The sequence below is a fragment of the Candidatus Hydrogenedentota bacterium genome (genome assembly GCA_013359265.1).
Lineage (GTDB): Bacteria > Hydrogenedentota > Hydrogenedentia > Hydrogenedentales > SLHB01 > JABWCD01.
On sequence record JABWCD010000001.1, the window covers coordinates 147,030 to 165,008 of the forward strand.

Consider the following 17,979-nt stretch of genomic DNA (forward strand, 5'->3'; position numbering starts at 1 on the left):
AATTATGTGCCTTTCGCCCCCCACCTCAGGCTCAACGTCTTCTTATTCATTGCGCAGTCCCGCAGATACAAGTTGATGAGATTTTGATATGGCATCCCCAACTCCCCGGCGAGCGACTTAAAATACACAATCGTCGTCTTATCCAGTCGGATGGTAATCGGCTGCTTGAGCCGTTTGATGTACGGATTCTTCTCCCCCTTCATCTTTCCAAAATCGTAATGCTCTCTCATGGCTATGCGCTCCAATTATCCTCACATTCCTTCTTGTTTGCCTTTCGTGCCGAAATTATCCGAATCACCGAATCGCTCTCGCGAAAGCAGTTGCACACCACCAGCACGCGAAGTTTCCAGCTCATGCCAAGCATGAGAAACCTGTCCTCGTCCTCCGAATGGTCCGGGTCGAAATACCGCACCGCATTTTCATCGAAAAACACGGACTGCGCTTCATCGAATGACACGCCATGCTTGCGGTGGTTCGCGCGGTCCTTGGTTGCGTCCCATTTAATTCGTGTTTCGCTCATACGTACACTGTACATATAAGTTTCGGTGCCGTCAAGAGTGTATTGCCCAGCCCGTACAATGCGAGCGGCGCGCTACTCGTTCCCGAATTTCATTCCAAATTTCCGTTCGGGAACGAGCTCTTGGTAAGCGCTGCTCGGAACTCACTTGCGTCGCAGCGGCCAACCCAGTACCCGCGCCGCGATCCATTCGATGGACTGCGGATGTGCGAGGAATGCCGGGCCCAGCATGTTGAGGCAATGGACGGCTTCTTCTTCGCTTCCCATCGAATACGATCCAAAACCCGAATCGCGCAGCTCGCGGCGTCCGATAAGAAAATCGGCCACGTGCGGATTCACGGAACGGGCCCGCTGGAGCGCACGCTCGGCCCCGGATATGTTTCGCGACAGCAGGCACTCGAGCAACTGCCCATAGCACCACACCGCGAACATGGGTTCCTTGTATCGCGACATCAGTTTTCGTGCCTTCTTGGTGTCGCGTTGGCGCAAGTACAGGCCGAGCAGCACCTCGCGCATTCCCTGATTGTCGTTCGGGTTCAATTCGAGCATGGACTCGCACTCGACAATCGCCTCGTCGATACGATCCAACTCCGTCAGCACATACACGAGATCGCAGCGCGCGCGCATGTACGGCCGCGTCTCGATCTTTCCCCAGAAATGGCCCTTGTTCTCGGCGAAAAACTTCGGACCCAGTTTCTGCTTCGCCCTCTCCAACGTCTCGCGAATGAGATCGACTTTTTCCTCCTGGGTTTTGGCCGTGCAACCAATAACAACCATGCTTGCGTCGACATTCAGCGGGTCCAGCGCCAACGCCTGCTTCGCCAGCCGGATGGCGCTGCGCTCGTCTTGCGCGTCCATCGCCTGATAAGCGAGTTCCTGCGCAGATTCCTCCGCGGTCATCTCGATTGCGCCCATGAGTTCGTCTAACCCGCGTCCAGCCATAGACTCCTGCAGGAACTGGTTCGCTTCCTCGATACTCTTGAAATCCTTTTTCTCAAGGGCCTTTGCGACGATGCTGTTGAATCGTTCGTTGTTGAACTGGCTACCCTGCAAGCGACCCTGCGATGCAGCGGCCTTCTTGGAGTTTTTCTCCCGAGCCATGCGGTACCCCCACGTTTTAGCGTCAGAACCCGAATCTCCCAAGACAGGAGTTCTATGGTGTTGATCTCGCGTCCCAGATTTCAATGCACCAGATATCTGCGTTTTTTCTCGTTCCCTAAAACGTATGTGGTCCCGTCCCGCGCAGCTCAGCCGCTTCAGAGGACGGAGGATGGCAGCGTGACGTCTCACCTCCCAAGCCCATTGACGATGGTATCGTCTGCTGGGCCCTCTTCTCTTTCCTTATTTACAAAATCTGTGCAATCTACGGATGGACGAAATCGGTTGTCTGCCCAGCCGCCTTTCTGCGAAATTCCATCAAGAACCTCGTTTCGCAAAATTCCACCAAGCTTGGTTGCCGATCTAATTCGCACCTTATAGCGAGTTGCGTCAGCCAAACCTCCCTCGTTTCGCAAAAACCCGTCTCGAACCACACAAAAGCTCCCTCCGTCACCGTCAATTAAACAGGGGTCGTTTCGCAGGCAAGCGCTTTGTCCAACGCGTCGTGGGAGTGCAACGCAATGGCCATAAGAAGTAGGAAGCGCAACGTAATCCATTCGCGCATGGCGTCGCGTCTGTTACTTCCGCGTCTCGTGCGTCAGGAGCAGTCCGGCCAGCGTTAGCATTGCCGCGCTCGTCAGGTACAGCCCAACCGACGCGAGGCCGTAGGTGTTGGCGAGGGTGACGGCGAAGAACGGCGCCAGCGATCCGCCGAAGATGCCCGCGAGGTTGAACGTCAGCGACGCGCCCGTGAAACGGACTTCCGGCGGAAACAGTTCGGACAGAATTGTGCCGAGCGGGCCGTAGGTCGCACCCATGAGCGCGAGTCCGAGTGACAGGAAGCAAAGCGTCAGCATCGGGCTGCCTGCGCGAAACATCGGCGCGATGAGGAATCCGAACAGGCCAATCGCTACTGTCGCGCCGATAAGCACGCTGCGGCGCCCGAGCCGATCGGCCAGGACCGCCGAAATCGGAATCGTCGCCCCGAAGAATAGCACCGCGACGAGTTGCAGCCGCAGAAACTCGGGACGGCTGTAGCCGAGCTGTTTGGTACCCCAGCTCTGCGTGAAGACGGTGAGTAGGTAGAAAAGCGCAAACGTCGTGATCGCGATGAGTACGCCGAGCACGAACGCCCGCGTGTGCCGCGTGACCACCGTGGCCGTTGGTATCCGCACGCGCGTGTCGTTCTTCAACACGTCCTCGAACACGGGCGTTTCGGTGATCTTCAACCGTACGTAGAGGCCAATGACAATGAGAATGATGCTCGACAAAAACGGGATACGCCATCCAAAGCTGAAGAACTGTTCGTCCGTCAGCGTCTCGCTGAGGATCAGAAAAAGTCCGCCGGAAAGGATGAACCCGATGGGCGCGCCAAGCTGCGGAAACATCCCGTACCACGCGCGCCTGCCCGGCGGCGCATTCTCGATTGCAAGCAACACGGCGCCGCCCCACTCGCCGCCAAGGCCCAGCCCCTGCCCCATGCGGCACACCGCGAGCAACAGCGGCGCGGCCACGCCAACGCTTGCGTACGTTGGCAGCAGGCCAATAGCAACGGTCGAAACGCCCATCGTCAACAGCGCGGCGACCAGCGTCGCCTTGCGCCCGACCCGATCGCCGAAATGCCCAAACAGCGCAGAGCCCACGGGCCGCGCGAAAAACGCAATCGCAAATGTCGCGAGCGACTCGAGCATCCCCGCCGTCTCGCTCGACGCGGGAAAGAACAACTCGGGAAACACCAAGACCGCCGCGTTGGCGTAAATATAGAAATCGAAAAATTCGATCGCGGTCCCGATCAAACTGCCAAACAGCACATGCTTGGTCGAGTTCCTGGGCTTGGCCGGGTCCGGCTGATCGTACATCGTCGCTTTCAGTACCTATTTATTACGAGGAACTCACTTCGTAACCAGCTCTTGAAAAGCGCTGCTTTGAACTGGATACACATGAGATGGACACCCAAGATTAGTCTCCCCGTGACGATGAAACTGAATAGGAACCACAACAAGCGCGACCTACCCGTAGCGCGCCCAGAGCAGCAGAATAGCCAGCGCAAGCGGAAACAGCGCAACGAAGAACGCGGCCAGGCCGCCCTTGGCCATGAGTTCGATGTGCTGTTGCTGCGGGGTCGTGGACAGAATAAGCGGTTCCCTGCGCGAACCGTGCGCGATGCGGTTACGTGTAATGCGCGCGCCAGTCTCGTACAACTCTTCCGCTACACTGGGCGGTTCGTCGTCTGGACCATCTACACCGGCGTCATTCGCGTCAACAGGTGGGACTTCACCCTCAAACGCATCCTCGCCGCCTTCGGCCACCTCATCCACCGCGGCAGGCTGTGGCACTTCGACCGTGTTCGTAAACACGCCGAGCACCAACAACGGATCGCCGTCGTAGATGCGCTCCTCCCGGTAGCGATAGGTCGAGTCCGGACTGGTATCGATGTGGACCCAACTCGCCGTGCTTCCCGTCGGCGGCACGCGCGGCGGACTGCGGTCCTCCGGCGTCTCCGTCGCGCCGTACCACTCGCTCTTGTCCGTCGGCGTGACCTCGGCCTTGACCGGATCGACTACGCACGCGCCCGACGCGTCGCGCACAAAGAACGGCGTTTCGCTCGTTTCGTCGAGGACGGCCTCCCATTGCATCGTCCCGTCCGAATCGTTACGGCGCCGCACTCGCCGTTCGACGCGTGCGCGATACCAGCAGCACGGCGACAAGGTCAGCGGCGCTGTGACCGTACGGCGGTTGATAGCCTCCACTCTTCCTTCCAGCTCGACGTAGCCCGGCCGCGCCATGCGGATAGTCGAAGTCTTCACGCGCTGAACGAGCGCCGCCCGTTGCCGGGCGTAGATGCCCGCGTACACGCAAATGCCCGTCATCGCCAGCGGAAACGCGAGCATGACGAGGAACACGGGCAGTGGTATCGACTGAAACATGAATTCGCCACCCTGCGATGCTCGTTAGCAGTGGTTGAATGTAGCGGCGCGCGGCCCTCACTGCAACCATTGGGAAAAACGATCGGCTCCGCCCGTGCGCGCTGCCAACTATTGCACGGGCTCGGGGTCCATAGCCTCAGGCGGAAGCGGCGTCAATCGGAAGTCCACGTTTCGAACGGTTTGGCGCTCATTGCGCACTTCCACTTCCGTAGCCGCGCCCGGATATCCTTCGGCGCGGACGCTCACTTCGATAAGTCCCATGTGCACGCCATCAAGCGTATACGTGCCGTCTGTCGAGTACGTCGTGCTGCGTACAGAAGTCTGGCTCACGCGCTGCCTTCCCTCCTTCGACGCATCGACACTTCCCCACGCTACGGCAAAGGATCTAATCGGTTGTCCGGTCCTTGCATCGAGTATGTGCCCGGTGATTTTCGCCGTCCCCGGCATCGTCAGCCGCATATTCCGGCTAGGTGCAATCAGATCGAAGCTGAGTGCACTGTGGTCCCAGTGGTGAACATTGAGGTGGTATTCGCCGGACTCGAATCCGGCGAGCACGAAATGGCCGTTTTCGTCCGTTGTGTCGCTGGCATGGGCGCTCCCGGTTTTCGAGTGCGCCTGCACGCTTGCCTGCTTTATCGGCTTACCCGCCGAGTCGACCACGTGACCGTCGATCATCGGCTCGACGCGAGGCGGATCGAATACAAGCTGCAACCCCGTCGCGTCCACACCTTGCCGAATGACTATCTCGAGGTCGGAATCGACCTCGTAGCTGCTGGTAGCATCAGAAATCCGGAAGCCATAGACACCTGGCGGTACTCCCGAAAACTCGAATACTCCCGGTTCGTCCCGGTTCACGTATTCACCGACGTGTACGCCTTCAACCGGGTCTCTTGCCACGGGATTCACGCGCGCATTTACGACTGGCCTGCCCGCACTGTCAATCACCTTGCCTTCGATCCGGGAGCCGGCGACGAGCACCAGTTCGATTCCCGTAATCTCCGTCGCGTTGAGATCGATCTGCGGCAGTGTGGCGCGGGCATACCCCCGCTTTACGGCGGATACATACACCTTTGCACCGCGCGAATACCCACGCAACACAAAGCTGCCGTCCGGCCGGCTTCCCTCCGTATCGCCTTCGTTGGGGTTGTCGACATTGTGTCCCGACACGCGAGCAAAGTCGACGGGGTTGCCCGCCTCGTCGACCACACGCCCGCGAATGAAGACGCATGGCTGCATTGCGAAGTCGACGCCGGTGGTTTCCTCCCCCGGCGATACGGTGACGGTTTTGTCGTCCCGCTCCTCTCCGTGCAGGTATCCGTGAATCCAACGCCTCCGCACGAGCGCGTTTCCAGGAGACACGTTGCGCAACTCGTATTCGCCGTTTGCATCTGTGCAGACTTCGCGAGAAGTAAGGGTCTGCGCGCAAATCGCCACACCATGAATCGGCGCTCCCGTCTCCGCGTCGAAGGCCCGCCCCTGCACTGTACCGCCCGCGCCAACCTTCAGTTCGAGTCCATCTACACTGTTTCCGTTCTCGATTTGGATGGACGGCGGCCGCTCATATAGGCAAAGCTCTGAATGGTCGATGTTCAGCCAGATCGCGCCGTCAGGCAGGCCCGGAAATGCAAACTGTCCATCAGCTCCCGTCGTTACGCTGCGACGCCGACGCGTCTTTTCGCCGTGCAGCGTTACCTTTACCTCGCCGATCCCGTTTCCTGTCGCAGCGTCAACGACGATTCCGGAAACGCTCCCGCCGTCGTTCAGCCTCACGACCGCGTCAGTAGTGCCAATCGGATACTGCGGCGTGATCGATTCGGCATATCCTTCGGCGAAACCCATGAGGATCCATTCCGCCACCGGCAAATCCGTGAGTGTAAAATACCCGTCGCGATTCGAGTTTGCCCGGCGCTCCGTGAAAACACGCCCGCGCCCTGTATTGCCCTCCACCGGCCTCACTTCTGCGCCGCTGACTGCATCACCCGATCGGTTCACCACGCGCCCCGCAATACTCCCGGTTGGGCCAATGCGCACTTCGACAATCTGATCTTCCGGTTCGTTTGGATCGCAGTGGACGCGATCAACTCCCCGATCCGCGCCATACGCCGCACGAACCTCGAAGAGGCCATCCGGCAGCGATGCCACACGGAACTTGCCGTTGTCGGCTGCGTGCGCGCTCCATTCGTGACCCGTGAACGATTCGAAATAGTCCCGTTCTGGATCGAGCAATTCGACTGAGATCGTCGCGCCTGCGACCGGCACATCGTTGGAGTCGAATACGACGACACCGCGAATCGCGGATGTTCCCGAAGGTCTAGCTGCGGATTGTGCCGGTCTCGTGTGCGCGTCTTGCTCTGTCATCGGCCGCCGCGAGTCCGGCGGCGCCTGAATCGCGGTCTCGTAGTTATCGGCGCCTTTCCCGTCTGATCGCGCAGGAATGTCCTCGCGAGCCGGCGCAATCCCGGCCACGCCGAATCCCAAGCGCATTAGCAACCAGGAGGCAACCAAGACGAGAATTGTCGCGACAAGTAATAGTGCAAAGCGGATACTGGATTTCATGCACTCATCCACTCACGCCAAACTGGAGACGCTGCGTAGCGCCACAGACATTTCGTCAAGCGGTCGATTCCGCGCTCCGGACCACACTACGCGCCGAAGCCGCGCTATAACTTCGACGCCGGAATCATGCGCTTTGCGCGAACGGCTATTTGCTCACTCCCGCGCTAACCGAATCGTCACAGCGCTTCCCTATTTCATTGACGAGTAGTCCATCGGCGTCATGTAAACCGACTCGACCTTTGCTGTCAACGAGCCGTTCGCTTCCGAGGCCTTTTTCGCTTCCACCCATGCCGGGTCCGCGCGGAACGCATCGAACGATTTGAGGCCGTCCTCCCTGCTCCTGTGTGCGAGGACGTAGATAAGCTGATCATTTTCCTTGTCCGAGCGCGTCCAGTAACCGATGTTGGTCATGCCGTGCTTTTCGAAAAGCTTCGTCGTGTGTTCACGGAACCGCGCAAGCAATGCGTCCATCGTCCCGGGCGCGGGTGTGTATGTACGCAACTCGAATGCGCGCGGCGCGTCGGAATGCGATGCGCGTATCACTGGAGAAAAGTCTGTGGCCGTCAGGTAGATGCTATCGACTTTCAACACGAGTTTGCCGCTTGCTTCCGTCTTTTCCACGACTTTTTTCCATTCCGGGTCGGCGGCGAAGTCCTTCCACGCTTTGTCGTGCGCATCCCGGCTTGGGCTGGAGATGATGTAGACCAGCTTGTAGTCCGGATTCTCCATCGGCACCCAATACCCGACGTTCGTAAATCCATGCTTCTCGAACAACGCGCAGGTGTGTTCGCGGAACCGCGCGTTCAACGCATCGAGTTTTCCCGGCGCGGCGTAGTAGATGCGCATCTCGTAGCAGCGCGTGTCCGGCGCCGCGGCAAACGCGCTCGCACAGGCCAGCATCAGTACGCATGAACACGCAGTCTTCATATCGAACGAACTCCCATCGGTTGTCGGTTTCAGCAACGAAAGCGGACGGCGGGCTTAGATTAACCGGCGCGAGCCACATGCGTCCACTTTCAGGCACGGTTGATTTTCCCGTCGCCTTCGCGTCACTCTATTGCTTTGGTGCATTCCTTTCCAAAGGGCGTAAACGGTGTCAGCGTCATTGGGCAATTCCACGGGAAGACGATCGGCGGCGCGCGAGTCGCGGATGAATCGCCGTAAATTTCTTAAGGCAGCCGCCGTTGCCGCGCCAATGATCGTTCCGGGTTCGGCGCTCGGGCTCGACGGCGCGACGGCCCCAAGCAATCGCATCACCATCGGCTGCATCGGCGTCGGCGGGCAGGGCGGCTCGAATATGCGCGCGTTCCTTGCGCAGCGTGACGCCCAGGTCATTGCCGTATGCGACGTGGACTGCAACCACCGCGACTCGGCGAAACAGGCGGTTGACGCGCAGTACGGCGACAACGGGTGCATGTCCTGCAACGATTTCCGCGAGATCATCGCGCGTGACGATATCGATGCCGTTTCCATCGGCACGCCGGACCACTGGCACGCGATCATCACGGTCGCCGCTGCGCGCGCGGGTAAGGACGTCTATTGCGAGAAACCGCTGTCGCTCACTATCGCCGAAGGCCGCGCGATGGTCGACGCCGTGCGCACGTATGGCCGTGTGCTGCAAACCGGCACATGGCGGCGTTCGCGCGCGGGTTGCCGCCGGGCCTGCGAGCTCGTGCGCAACGGCCGCATCGGCGACCTGAAGTCGATCACAGTCGGCGTTCCCCAAGGGTTCGCGATACGCAATGGCGAGCAGTCCGAGTTGGAGAAGCCACAGCCGATTCCCGAGGGGTTCGACTACGACATGTGGCTGGGTCCCGCGCCGTGGGCGCCGTACGCGCCGGGGCGATGCCATTTCAATTTCCGCTGGATTATGGATTACGGCGAGGGGTACATCTCCGATTGGGGCGCGCACTACTACGATATCGGCCAATGGGCCAACGGAACGGACGGAACCGGCCCAATTTCCGTAGAAGGCCGTGCCGAGTTCTCGCGAACTGGGCTTTACGACGGCCCCATCGATCACGAGTTGACCTTCACCTACGCCAACGGTGTAAAGATGGTTTCCGTCGCCACGCCGAAATCGATGCGCTACGGCATGCGTTACGAAGGTACGGAGGGATGGGTGCACGTCGAAAGCGATACGATAACGGGCGAACCAAAGTCCGCGATAGAATCGCGACTGGGTGCAAACGACATTAGGCTCTACGCCAGCGACAACCATCACGCAAATTTTCTCGAGTGCATTAAGTCGCGCGCGGAAACCGCCGCTTCTGTCGAGATTGGTCATCGTTCGGCGACGATTTGCCATATGGGAAGCATCTGCGCGCAGCTCGGACGTCCGTTGAAGTGGGACCCGGTTGCGGAAGTTTTCGATGACGCGGAGGCGAACCGCATGCGGGCGCGGCCCATGCGCGCGCCGTGGCGAGTGTAGAATCGATTTGGATATTGGATTAAGCGTGCGAGTAACAAAACCGAAGAAGGATTCTGATATGGCGAGATCGACAGACGCTAGACCATCGAAAGACACAGGGCTTTCGCGCAGACAGTTCCTACGACGAGGTGGGGTAGCCGCAGCGGCAGCGGCCCTGCCCAACATCGTGCCGCCGTCAGTGCTTGGCCTGGACGGAACAATCCCACCGAGCGAACGCATTGTGATGGCATCTATCGGAGTCGGTGGACAAGGTACAGCCAACCTGCGCGCCTTTCTGAGTCAACGCGATACGCAGGTTGTTGGCGTGTGCGATGTGGATTACGACCACGTATGCAAGGCTCGAGACCTTGTCCACGAGACTTACGGCCGTTTCATGCAAAGTGGCGAGTACAAAGGCTGCGAGGTATATAGCGATTTTCGCGCCGTGCTCGAACGTGACGACATCGACGCGGTGTGTATCTGTCCGCCGGACCATTGGCATGCGGCAATCTCCGTTGCAGCGGCAAAAGCCGGAAAGGACATGTACACGGAAAAGCCCCTTGCCAATGGCATCGCGGACGGGCGCCGCGTTGTCGATGCGGTGAAGCGTTATGGCCGCGTTTTCCAAACAGGGAGCCACGAACGCTCGCGCACGAACGCGCGCTACGCCGCCGAACTCGTGCGGAACGGACGAATCGGAAAACTGCACACGATTCACGTCAATTTGCCGATCGACAATCACGGTCCGATTCCGCCGCAACCCGAAATGCCGATTCCAGAAGGGTTCGACTACGACTTCTGGCTCGGGCCGGCGCCGTGGGCGCCGTACACCGAGAAACGCTGTCACTTTTGGTTCCGGTACATTCTCGATTACAGCGGCGGCGAAGTGACCGACCGCGGCGCGCACATCATCGATCTTGCGCGCATGGGCCACGGCAGCGACATGACCGGGCCGATGGAAATCGAAGGCAGGGGCGACTTTCCGCGCGACGGATTCTTCAACACGGCGATGGACTACACGTTCACCTTCCGGTACCCCGACGGTGTTCAAATCATCTGCAAGCAGCAGGGCCCGCGCGGCGTGAAGTTCGAGGGCGACAAAGGGTGGGTCTTCATCCACGTGCACGGCGGCAATCTCGATGCAAGCGCGCCGTCTTTGCTGAAGGAAATTATCGGCCCGGAGGAAATTCACCTTGGCCGCAGTCCGGGCCATCACCGCGATTTCCTGAACAACGTGAGATTGCGAGGCGACTGCTTCGCTGCGCCGGAAATCGGGCACCGCACAGCGACAATGTGCCACATGGCAAATATCGCCATGCGCCTCGAACGGCCGCTGAAGTGGGACCCGGACAAGGAACAGTTCATCAACGACGATGAAGCAAACCGCATGCTCGAAGTGCCCCAGCGCTCGCCGTGGCGGTTCGTATAGGAATGAGGGCGTATATCATGCGAGGAACCATACCCATGCAAAACCTTTTCTTGGCGATGGCCGCGGCTGTCGCTATGACTTTCGCCGCTCAGGCGCAGACTCTCGATGAAGCGCTCCAGAATATTGCCAACTTCAAGTTCGGCGAAGACCGCGAGCCGCAATCGGTAGTCAACGACCTCGTCCGCAAGGCGGACAACGCCGGCGGCGATGAGCGCAAGTCTGCGGAGGCGAAACTGCTCGCGTTGCTCAAAGCGAATCCGTCTCCGGACTGCGTGGACTTTCTATGCCGCCAGCTCATGATTATCGGATCGGAGGCGTCCGTCCCGGTGCTCGAACCGATGCTCACAAAGGACGAAAAAAGCGCGGACTGGGCACGGTACGCGCTCGAGTGTATCGACGGTGAGGCGGTGGACAAAGCGCTCATCAAAGCTGCGACACAAACGTCTGGCCGTGCGCGTGCCGGAATTCTGAACTCGCTCGGCAATCGCAAGTCGAAAAGCGCAGTGAGTACGCTCGCGAGCTTCACAACGAACCAGGACAAGGCCGTCGCGTCCGCGGCCATAGCCGCACTCGGGCAGATTGGCGGCGACGACGCCGCGCAGGCAATCGCGAAAGCGCGCTCCGGTAACAATAAACCGGTCGCCGACGACGCATATATTGCGTGCGCCACATCCTTTATTGCTGATGGCAAGAGCGCAAAAGCGGAAAAGATCCTGAACGAGTTGTCCGCAGACGCCGAGACGCCGCACGTGCGAGCCGCTGCAGTCATTGCCCTTGCGAAAGCGAACCCCGACGCCACGCAGAAGACACTGATGGGTTTTCTGAAGGGAGACGACGCATACCTGCGCGCGGTCGCCGTCGGCATACTGCGCAACACGAAAGAGGAAAGCGCGACGCGTGCGGTTGCTCGGGCCTTGCCGTCACTCGATCCCGGCGCGCAGGTGCTCGCACTCGGCATTCTTGAACATCACGGTGACAGAGCTTCGCTCGGCGCCGTCGCAAAGGCAGCAGCCAGCGAAGATCCTGCCGTAAGGGCCGCCGCAGTGCGCGCAGTAGGCGTGCTCGGCGATGCGTCGTCTGTGCCGATGTTGGTTTCCACTGCAACTACCGGCGCAAATGACGTGAAACAAATCGCGAACGACAGCCTCAACTCCCTGCGCGGAGCAGATGTCGATCAGAAGATGCTCGACGAGATGAGCGGCGCGGACACGGCAACGCGCTCCGTCCTGATCCGTACGCTCGCCGCGCGCGGGGCGAAAGCGGCGTTACCCGCGCTCTATGAATCGACCGGCGACACCGACGAAGGCATCCGCGCAAACGCGTTTGACGCGCTTGGTACGCTCGCGGGCCCGGGTGAATTGCCAAAGCTCGTTGATCTCCTTGCAAAGATGAATGGCAACAGCGCGCAACCCCAAGCGGAAAGCGCGGTGGTGGCCGTTTCGCAGAAGGTCGATGACTCCGGCGCGCGCGCGAAGGCAGTGCTCGACGCGCTCGACGCCTCGAGAGACGAGAAAGTCCGAACGTCCTATACAAGGGTCGCGGGGCGTATTGCCGATTCGAGCGCGCTGTCCGCGCTACGCGAACTTGCCGCGCAATCGAAGGAAGCATCGGTGCAAGACGCCGCGGTGCGCGCGCTGGCCGATTGGCCCACCGCGGAAACGCTGGGCGACCTGCGCACAATGGCCGCCGAGGCGAAGAACGACACGTTCCGAGCGCTGGCGTTCAACGGCATGATTCGCGTCGCCCGCATGGAAGGCGGTCCGGATATCGAAACGCAGTTGGCGGTTTACACGGAAGGGCTCGCGCTTGCTAAGTCGCCGGACGAGAAGCGATTGGTCCTGGCTGGACTGGGCCGTGTCGCGGACCCGCGCGCCCTCGAGTTGGCGAGAAAGCTCGAAGGCGATGAAGCGGTGAAAGAAGAAGCCAAGCAAGCCATCGAACAAATTACCAAGTCGCTCGAACCGAAATAACAACCGATCAAGATGCTTGAATCGCCCTCGGGGGAATGCCACCCCGAGGGCGCGCTGTTGGATGCGCGGCCGGTTTTCAAATCGCCCATTGCCGGGCTATGATGGTTGCAACTGCAAGGGAGGCTGCCATGAGTACCGAACGACTCGCCATGTTCGCCGCGTGCTTTGCCGCAATTCTCGCCTGGTCCGTCACTGCGGGCGCAATTCCACCGTCGCTCGATACGGCAAAGGAAGCGCTGGACAAATCGCCGCGGCACGGCGAGTTCGTGGAAGTTCCTCTGCCCGGGTCGGACGCGAAGATCAAGTCGTTTGTGGTTTACCCTGAAATCAAGGAAAAGGCTCCCGTCGTCATTGTGATTCACGAAATCTTCGGAATGACCGATTGGGTGAATTCCGTCGCGGACGCGATCGCTGCCGAAGGATTCATCGCCATCGCGCCTGACCTTATCTCCGGTAAAGAAGGCGCGGCGGAGAACCCGCGCGAGGCCATCGGCAAATTGACCGAAGAAGAGACAATCCAGCGGCTCGATGCCGTGCGTGACTACGCCGTCGCGTTGCCCGCGGCAAATGGGAAAAGCGCCGCCATCGGATACTGCTGGGGCGGCAAGACCACTTTCCTCTACGCGACCGCACAGCCGAAACTGAACGCGGGCGTCGTGTACTACGGTACTGGCCCCGCGCTGGAAAGGATTGCGTCCATTACCGCGCCGATTCAGGGCCACTACGGTGAGGACGATGCGCGCGTCAACTCGACCATTCCCGAGACCGAGGCAAGAATGAAGGAACTAAACAAACCCTTCGAGTACACGATATATGAGGGGGCGGGGCACGGCTTCCTCCGGCAGCAAGACGGCCGCGAAGGCGCCAACCTTAAGGCGAGCCAGGACGCATGGCCCAAAACGATCGCGTTTCTGAAGGCGCACACAAAGTGAAATGACCGCACATCGTCTCAAAGTTCACAGACAAGACAGCGACCGATGTCTATCGCGAACATTATTCGCGATGGCCGCCGCGCTTAGTGCAATTTTGCCGTCAGGTGCGGAAGACCCCAGCTTTGACTATTTCGAGCAGCACATCCGCCCAGTCCTCATCGAGCATTGTTACACGTGCCATAGCGCCGAGAGCGAATCGCTGAAGGCTGGTCTCCTGTTGGATACGCGCGAGGGCGCGCTGAAGGGCGGCGACTCCGGCAAGGCCGCTGTGGTCCCCGGCGCGCCGGAACAGTCGCGCATCATCGAGGCAATCCGCTACCAGAACCCGGACCTTCAAATGCCGCCGAAGCAGAAACTGGATGACGCGGCCATCGAAGCAATCATAACGTGGATTGCGATGGGCGCGCCGGACCCCCGCGATGGCCAGGCACTGGCCCCAAAGCCGCAATCGCGAAAGCTCTGGGCAACCGAGCCCGTCGCCGATCCGCCCGTTCCTGCGGTGAACGACGCTTCGTGGATCAAAACGCCGGTCGATGCCTTTGTGCTCTCCAAATTGGAAGCAGCGGGCCTTGCACCAGCGCCACCCGCCGACAAGCGCACGCTGATTCGCCGCGCGACCTACGACCTCACGGGACTGCCTCCAACTCCGGAGGAAGTTGACGCCTTTCTCGCCGACGATTCTCTCGATGCGTACAGCAAAGTCGTCGAGCGGCTGCTTGCTTCGCCCCATTACGGCGAACGCTGGGGACGCCACTGGCTCGATGTCGCGCGCTACGCGGACACGAAGGGCTATGTGTATGGCGACCGTGAAGAGGCGCGGTTTGTTCACTCCCATGTCTATCGCGACTGGGTCGTTCGCGCCCTGAACAACGACATGCCCTACGACAAGTTTCTCCTGCTTCAGATAGCAGGCGATCAGATCGCGGGCGAAGCGGATAAGGAAGACCTCGCGGCCATGGGGTTCCTGACGCTGGGGCGGCGGTTCCTCGGCGTGATGCACGACATAATCGACGACCGCATCGACACGCTCATGCGTGGGACGCAGGCATTGACTGTCGCGTGCGCGCGCTGCCACGACCACAAATTCGACCCTATCCCCACAGAAGATTACTACGCGCTCTACGGCGTCTTCGCCGGTTCGAGCGAGCGTACCGTTGAATTGGCGTCAAACGTGGAGGAAACGGACTCATTCAAAGCGTATAGGGAACAACACGACGCGCGCGTCGCGGAGTTCAACAAGAAGTTCGAAGAAAAGGCGGACGAACTGTCGACGCGGTTGCGTGGTCAGATCAAGGAGTATCTGGTAGCCGTACTCGATGCCGATACGCTTCCGACTGAAGACTTTTACGAAATTCGGCAGGCAAACGAATTAAACCCGACAATCGTGCGCAAATGGCAGGCTTTTCTCCTGAAGCGCGCGAAGGACGATCCTGTGTTCGGGCCGTGGCTTTCTTATGCGGCAATGCCAGCGGACGCGTTTGCCGATGCCGCGGCGAAGTACACCGCGGAGCGGTTTCCGAAAGAGGAAAAGAAAGAAGAAAAGAAGGAGGGCGAGACTGAAGCGGCGACCAGCGCGCCGGTGAACGCGCGCATCGCGGATCTTTTTCGCGAGAAACCACCCGCGAGTATGAAGGAAGTAGCAGAGCGTTACGGCGATCTGCTGTTGCAGATTCGCGATACGTGGCGCGACACGCTGGAGCAGGCATCCGTCAAGGCCCAGCCGATGCCCACGGGTTTGGCAAACACCGAGGATGAAGCGTTGCGGCAGGTCCTCTACGCGCCCGATGCGCCCGTTACCGTTCCCGCCGGCGCGATCGTCGATTTGGAGTGGTACTTCGACGAACCGACCCGCGTCGAGCTCGGCAAGATGCAACGCCTGATTGATCAGTCGATCGTCGAACAGTCCGGCTCAACACCGCACGCGGTCATTCTCGAGGACCGCGCGGAACAAAAGAACCCGCGTGTCTTCAAGCGTGGCAACCCTGCAAACCGCGGCGACGAAGTGCCGCGCCAATATCTCGCGGTGTTGTCCGGTCCCGATCGCCAGCCGTTTCAAACCGGCAGCGGCCGCCTCGAACTCGCACGCGCCATTGCAAGCGACAAGAATCCGCTGACCGCACGCGTGATGGTGAACCGCATGTGGCTCGGCCACTTTGGACAAGGCCTCGTGCGCACGCCGAGCGACTTCGGATCGCGCAGCGAGTTGCCCAGCCACCCCGAACTGCTCGATTGGCTGGCATCGCACTTTATGCGTGAAGGGTGGTCGATGAAAAAGATGCACCGAATAATCGTGCTGTCAAACACCTACCAGCAGAGCAGCACGCCCGCATCGGAATCTGCGGGAACCGGCGCCGATCCCGAAAACCGTCTGCTCTGGCATTTCAACCGCCAGCGCCTCGATTTCGAAGGGATGCGCGATTTTGTGCTCGCGGCATCCGGCAGGCTCGACCTCGCCATTGGCGGCCGGGCCGACGATTTCGTCAAGAACCCGGAAAACGCGCGCCGCACCATCTACGGTTACGTCGATCGGCAATTCCTCCCAGGGGTGTTCCGTGTGTTCGACTTTCCGAATCCCGATATGCATAGTCCGCAGCGCTTCGACACTACGGTCCCGCAGCAATCGCTCTTTCTGATGAACGGGCGGTTTCTTATGGAGCAGGCGCGGTGTCTTGCCAATCGCACAGGAACCGCGTCCGCCGATGACGCGCGCATCCGCGACATGTATCGCATCGTATACCAGCGCGACCCGACGGACACGGAAGTTCAAAGGGGGCTGGCCTTCGTCGCGAGCGTTCCACCGGTACCGCCCCCGGCGCCCATCCCACAGACCGTCACAGCATGGAAGTACGGCTACGGCGCGTTCGATGCAGAAACTCAGCGCATGAAATCCTTCGAACCGCTTCCCCATTTTACCGGTCATGCGTGGCAGGGTGGTACGGCATATCCCGACGACAAACTTGGCTGGCTCAAACTTACCGCCGACACCGGCCATCCCGGCAACGACATGGATCACGCCGTGATCCGTCGTTGGATTTCCCCCATTTCCGGCGCGGTGAACATCAGCGGCAAGATAAAGCACGAGACCTCACTTGGCAATGGCATCGGCGCCCGAGTGGTCTCCGGCAAGCACGGCGTGCTCGGCGAATGGAAGCTGCATAACAGCGAGGTTGCTGTTGATTTGAAGGGAATCGCGGTCGAACCTGACGATACACTCGACTTTGTTGTCGATATTGCAGACCAACTCAACAGCGACGATTTCCGTTGGACGCCGATCGTCACGCGATCGTCGCCAGCGCCCGCTGAGGCCGGCGCGGACTACGTAACGGAGTGGAACGCGGCAAAGGATTTTGCCGGAGAACCGGAAGCATTGCCCGACCCGCTGCCCGCGTGGGGCCAATACGCGCAGGTATTGCTGCTTTCGAACGAGTTCGCCTTTATTGACTGAACGGGGTACCGTATGGGAGCGGGCGGGGCTCGTGCCGACTTCGCGTGGGGGTTAGCGTGAACGATCAACTCCAGGGTTACATCGATCAGTTCCATGAAGCGCGCGAACGTATGCGCGCACTCACGGGCGATCTGTCCGACGACGTATTCAACAAGTGCCCGCCCACCGGTGGCTGGTCCATCGGCGAGATTGTTCATCACCTTTGTATCCTCGGCGAACAACTGTTGCCGCGCATCGACGTAGGTATCGATGAGGCGCGTTCGTATGGATGGCACAACCCTGGACCGTTTCGCTACCCGTTCTTCAGCCGCTGGTTCATCCGCGCCGTGGGTCCGCTCCCCGCAAGCAAGCGCGGCAAGATGAAGGCGCCCGGACTTTACGTGCCCAAAGCAAACCACGCGATGGATGAAATCCTGCCGCGTTTCGACAAACTCCAAACCGATCTCATCGCGCGCTGCGAACGCGCCGACGGAATCGACATCGCCCGGGTGGTCATTGCGAGTCCCGCCGCGGCCTGGATTCGCGTGCGCCTTGGCGCATGGATCGAAGCCATTGCCGCGCACCAACTGCGCCACTTCGCACAGATCGAGGAAACTCGCGAAGCCTTGGGGACCGCGCTACAGACGGAGTGACGCCGGCGAGCCATTGCAGCCTGCGATTTCTCCGCCGTACCCTGCCGTCGTGTGCTATCATTC

Annotated in this window: 13 protein-coding genes; 6 read left to right on the forward strand and 7 right to left on the reverse strand. The window is 60.1% G+C overall.

Features of this window, described 5'->3' with window-relative positions:
* Window positions 1-2: 2 nt before the first annotated feature.
* The 7 genes from HUU46_00585 to HUU46_00615 all read right to left on the reverse strand — a co-directional run bounded on the left by HUU46_00585 (window position 3) and on the right by HUU46_00615 (window position 8,025).
* Entirely contained in the window at window positions 3-230 is a 228-nt protein-coding gene (locus tag HUU46_00585; protein ID NUM52116.1) for an antitoxin, read from the reverse strand.
* Window positions 231-232: 2 nt separating this feature from the next.
* Complete coding sequence (locus tag HUU46_00590) at window positions 233-520, reverse strand: BrnT family toxin (protein ID NUM52117.1); 288 nt, start codon at window positions 518-520, stop codon at window positions 233-235.
* A gap of 141 nt (window positions 521-661) precedes the next feature.
* Window positions 662-1,618, reverse strand: a complete 957-nt coding sequence (locus HUU46_00595) for a hypothetical protein (GenBank protein NUM52118.1) — start codon at window positions 1,616-1,618, stop codon at window positions 662-664.
* 575 nt (window positions 1,619-2,193) lie between these two features.
* Window positions 2,194-3,474 carry an MHS family MFS transporter gene (locus tag HUU46_00600; protein NUM52119.1) on the reverse strand — a complete coding sequence of 427 codons (1,281 nt, stop codon included), beginning with the start codon at window positions 3,472-3,474 and terminating at the stop codon, window positions 2,194-2,196.
* Between the two features lie 150 nt (window positions 3,475-3,624).
* Window positions 3,625-4,542, reverse strand: a complete 918-nt coding sequence (locus HUU46_00605) for a hypothetical protein (GenBank protein ID NUM52120.1) — start codon at window positions 4,540-4,542, stop codon at window positions 3,625-3,627.
* Window positions 4,543-4,650: 108 nt separating this feature from the next.
* Complete coding sequence (locus HUU46_00610) at window positions 4,651-7,098, reverse strand: carboxypeptidase regulatory-like domain-containing protein (GenBank protein ID NUM52121.1); 2,448 nt, start codon at window positions 7,096-7,098, stop codon at window positions 4,651-4,653.
* A 189-nt stretch (window positions 7,099-7,287) separates the two neighbouring features.
* Window positions 7,288-8,025: an NIPSNAP family protein gene (locus tag HUU46_00615; GenBank protein ID NUM52122.1), complete on the reverse strand. Its 738-nt coding sequence runs from the start codon at window positions 8,023-8,025 to the stop codon at window positions 7,288-7,290.
* A gap of 223 nt (window positions 8,026-8,248) precedes the next feature.
* Between HUU46_00615 and HUU46_00620 the strand changes: the two genes are divergently transcribed.
* The 6 genes from HUU46_00620 to HUU46_00645 all read left to right on the forward strand — a co-directional run bounded on the left by HUU46_00620 (window position 8,249) and on the right by HUU46_00645 (window position 17,916).
* Window positions 8,249-9,529, forward strand: a complete 1,281-nt coding sequence (locus tag HUU46_00620) for a Gfo/Idh/MocA family oxidoreductase (protein NUM52123.1) — start codon at window positions 8,249-8,251, stop codon at window positions 9,527-9,529.
* Between the two features lie 58 nt (window positions 9,530-9,587).
* On the forward strand, window positions 9,588-10,937 hold the full coding sequence (locus HUU46_00625; protein NUM52124.1) for a Gfo/Idh/MocA family oxidoreductase: 1,350 nt from the start codon (window positions 9,588-9,590) through the stop codon (window positions 10,935-10,937).
* Between the two features lie 35 nt (window positions 10,938-10,972).
* Window positions 10,973-12,907, forward strand: coding sequence for a HEAT repeat domain-containing protein (locus HUU46_00630; protein NUM52125.1), 1,935 nt, complete (start codon window positions 10,973-10,975; stop codon window positions 12,905-12,907).
* Window positions 12,908-13,035: 128 nt separating this feature from the next.
* Window positions 13,036-13,839: a dienelactone hydrolase family protein gene (locus HUU46_00635; protein NUM52126.1), complete on the forward strand. Its 804-nt coding sequence runs from the start codon at window positions 13,036-13,038 to the stop codon at window positions 13,837-13,839.
* Window positions 13,840-13,909: 70 nt separating this feature from the next.
* Complete coding sequence (locus HUU46_00640; GenBank protein ID NUM52127.1) at window positions 13,910-17,284, forward strand: DUF1553 domain-containing protein; 3,375 nt, start codon at window positions 13,910-13,912, stop codon at window positions 17,282-17,284.
* A gap of 56 nt (window positions 17,285-17,340) precedes the next feature.
* The gene (locus HUU46_00645; protein ID NUM52128.1) at window positions 17,341-17,916 is read left to right on the forward strand and encodes a DinB family protein; all 576 of its coding nucleotides are present in this window, start codon (window positions 17,341-17,343) and stop codon (window positions 17,914-17,916) included.
* The last annotated feature ends 63 nt before the right edge of the window (window positions 17,917-17,979 follow it).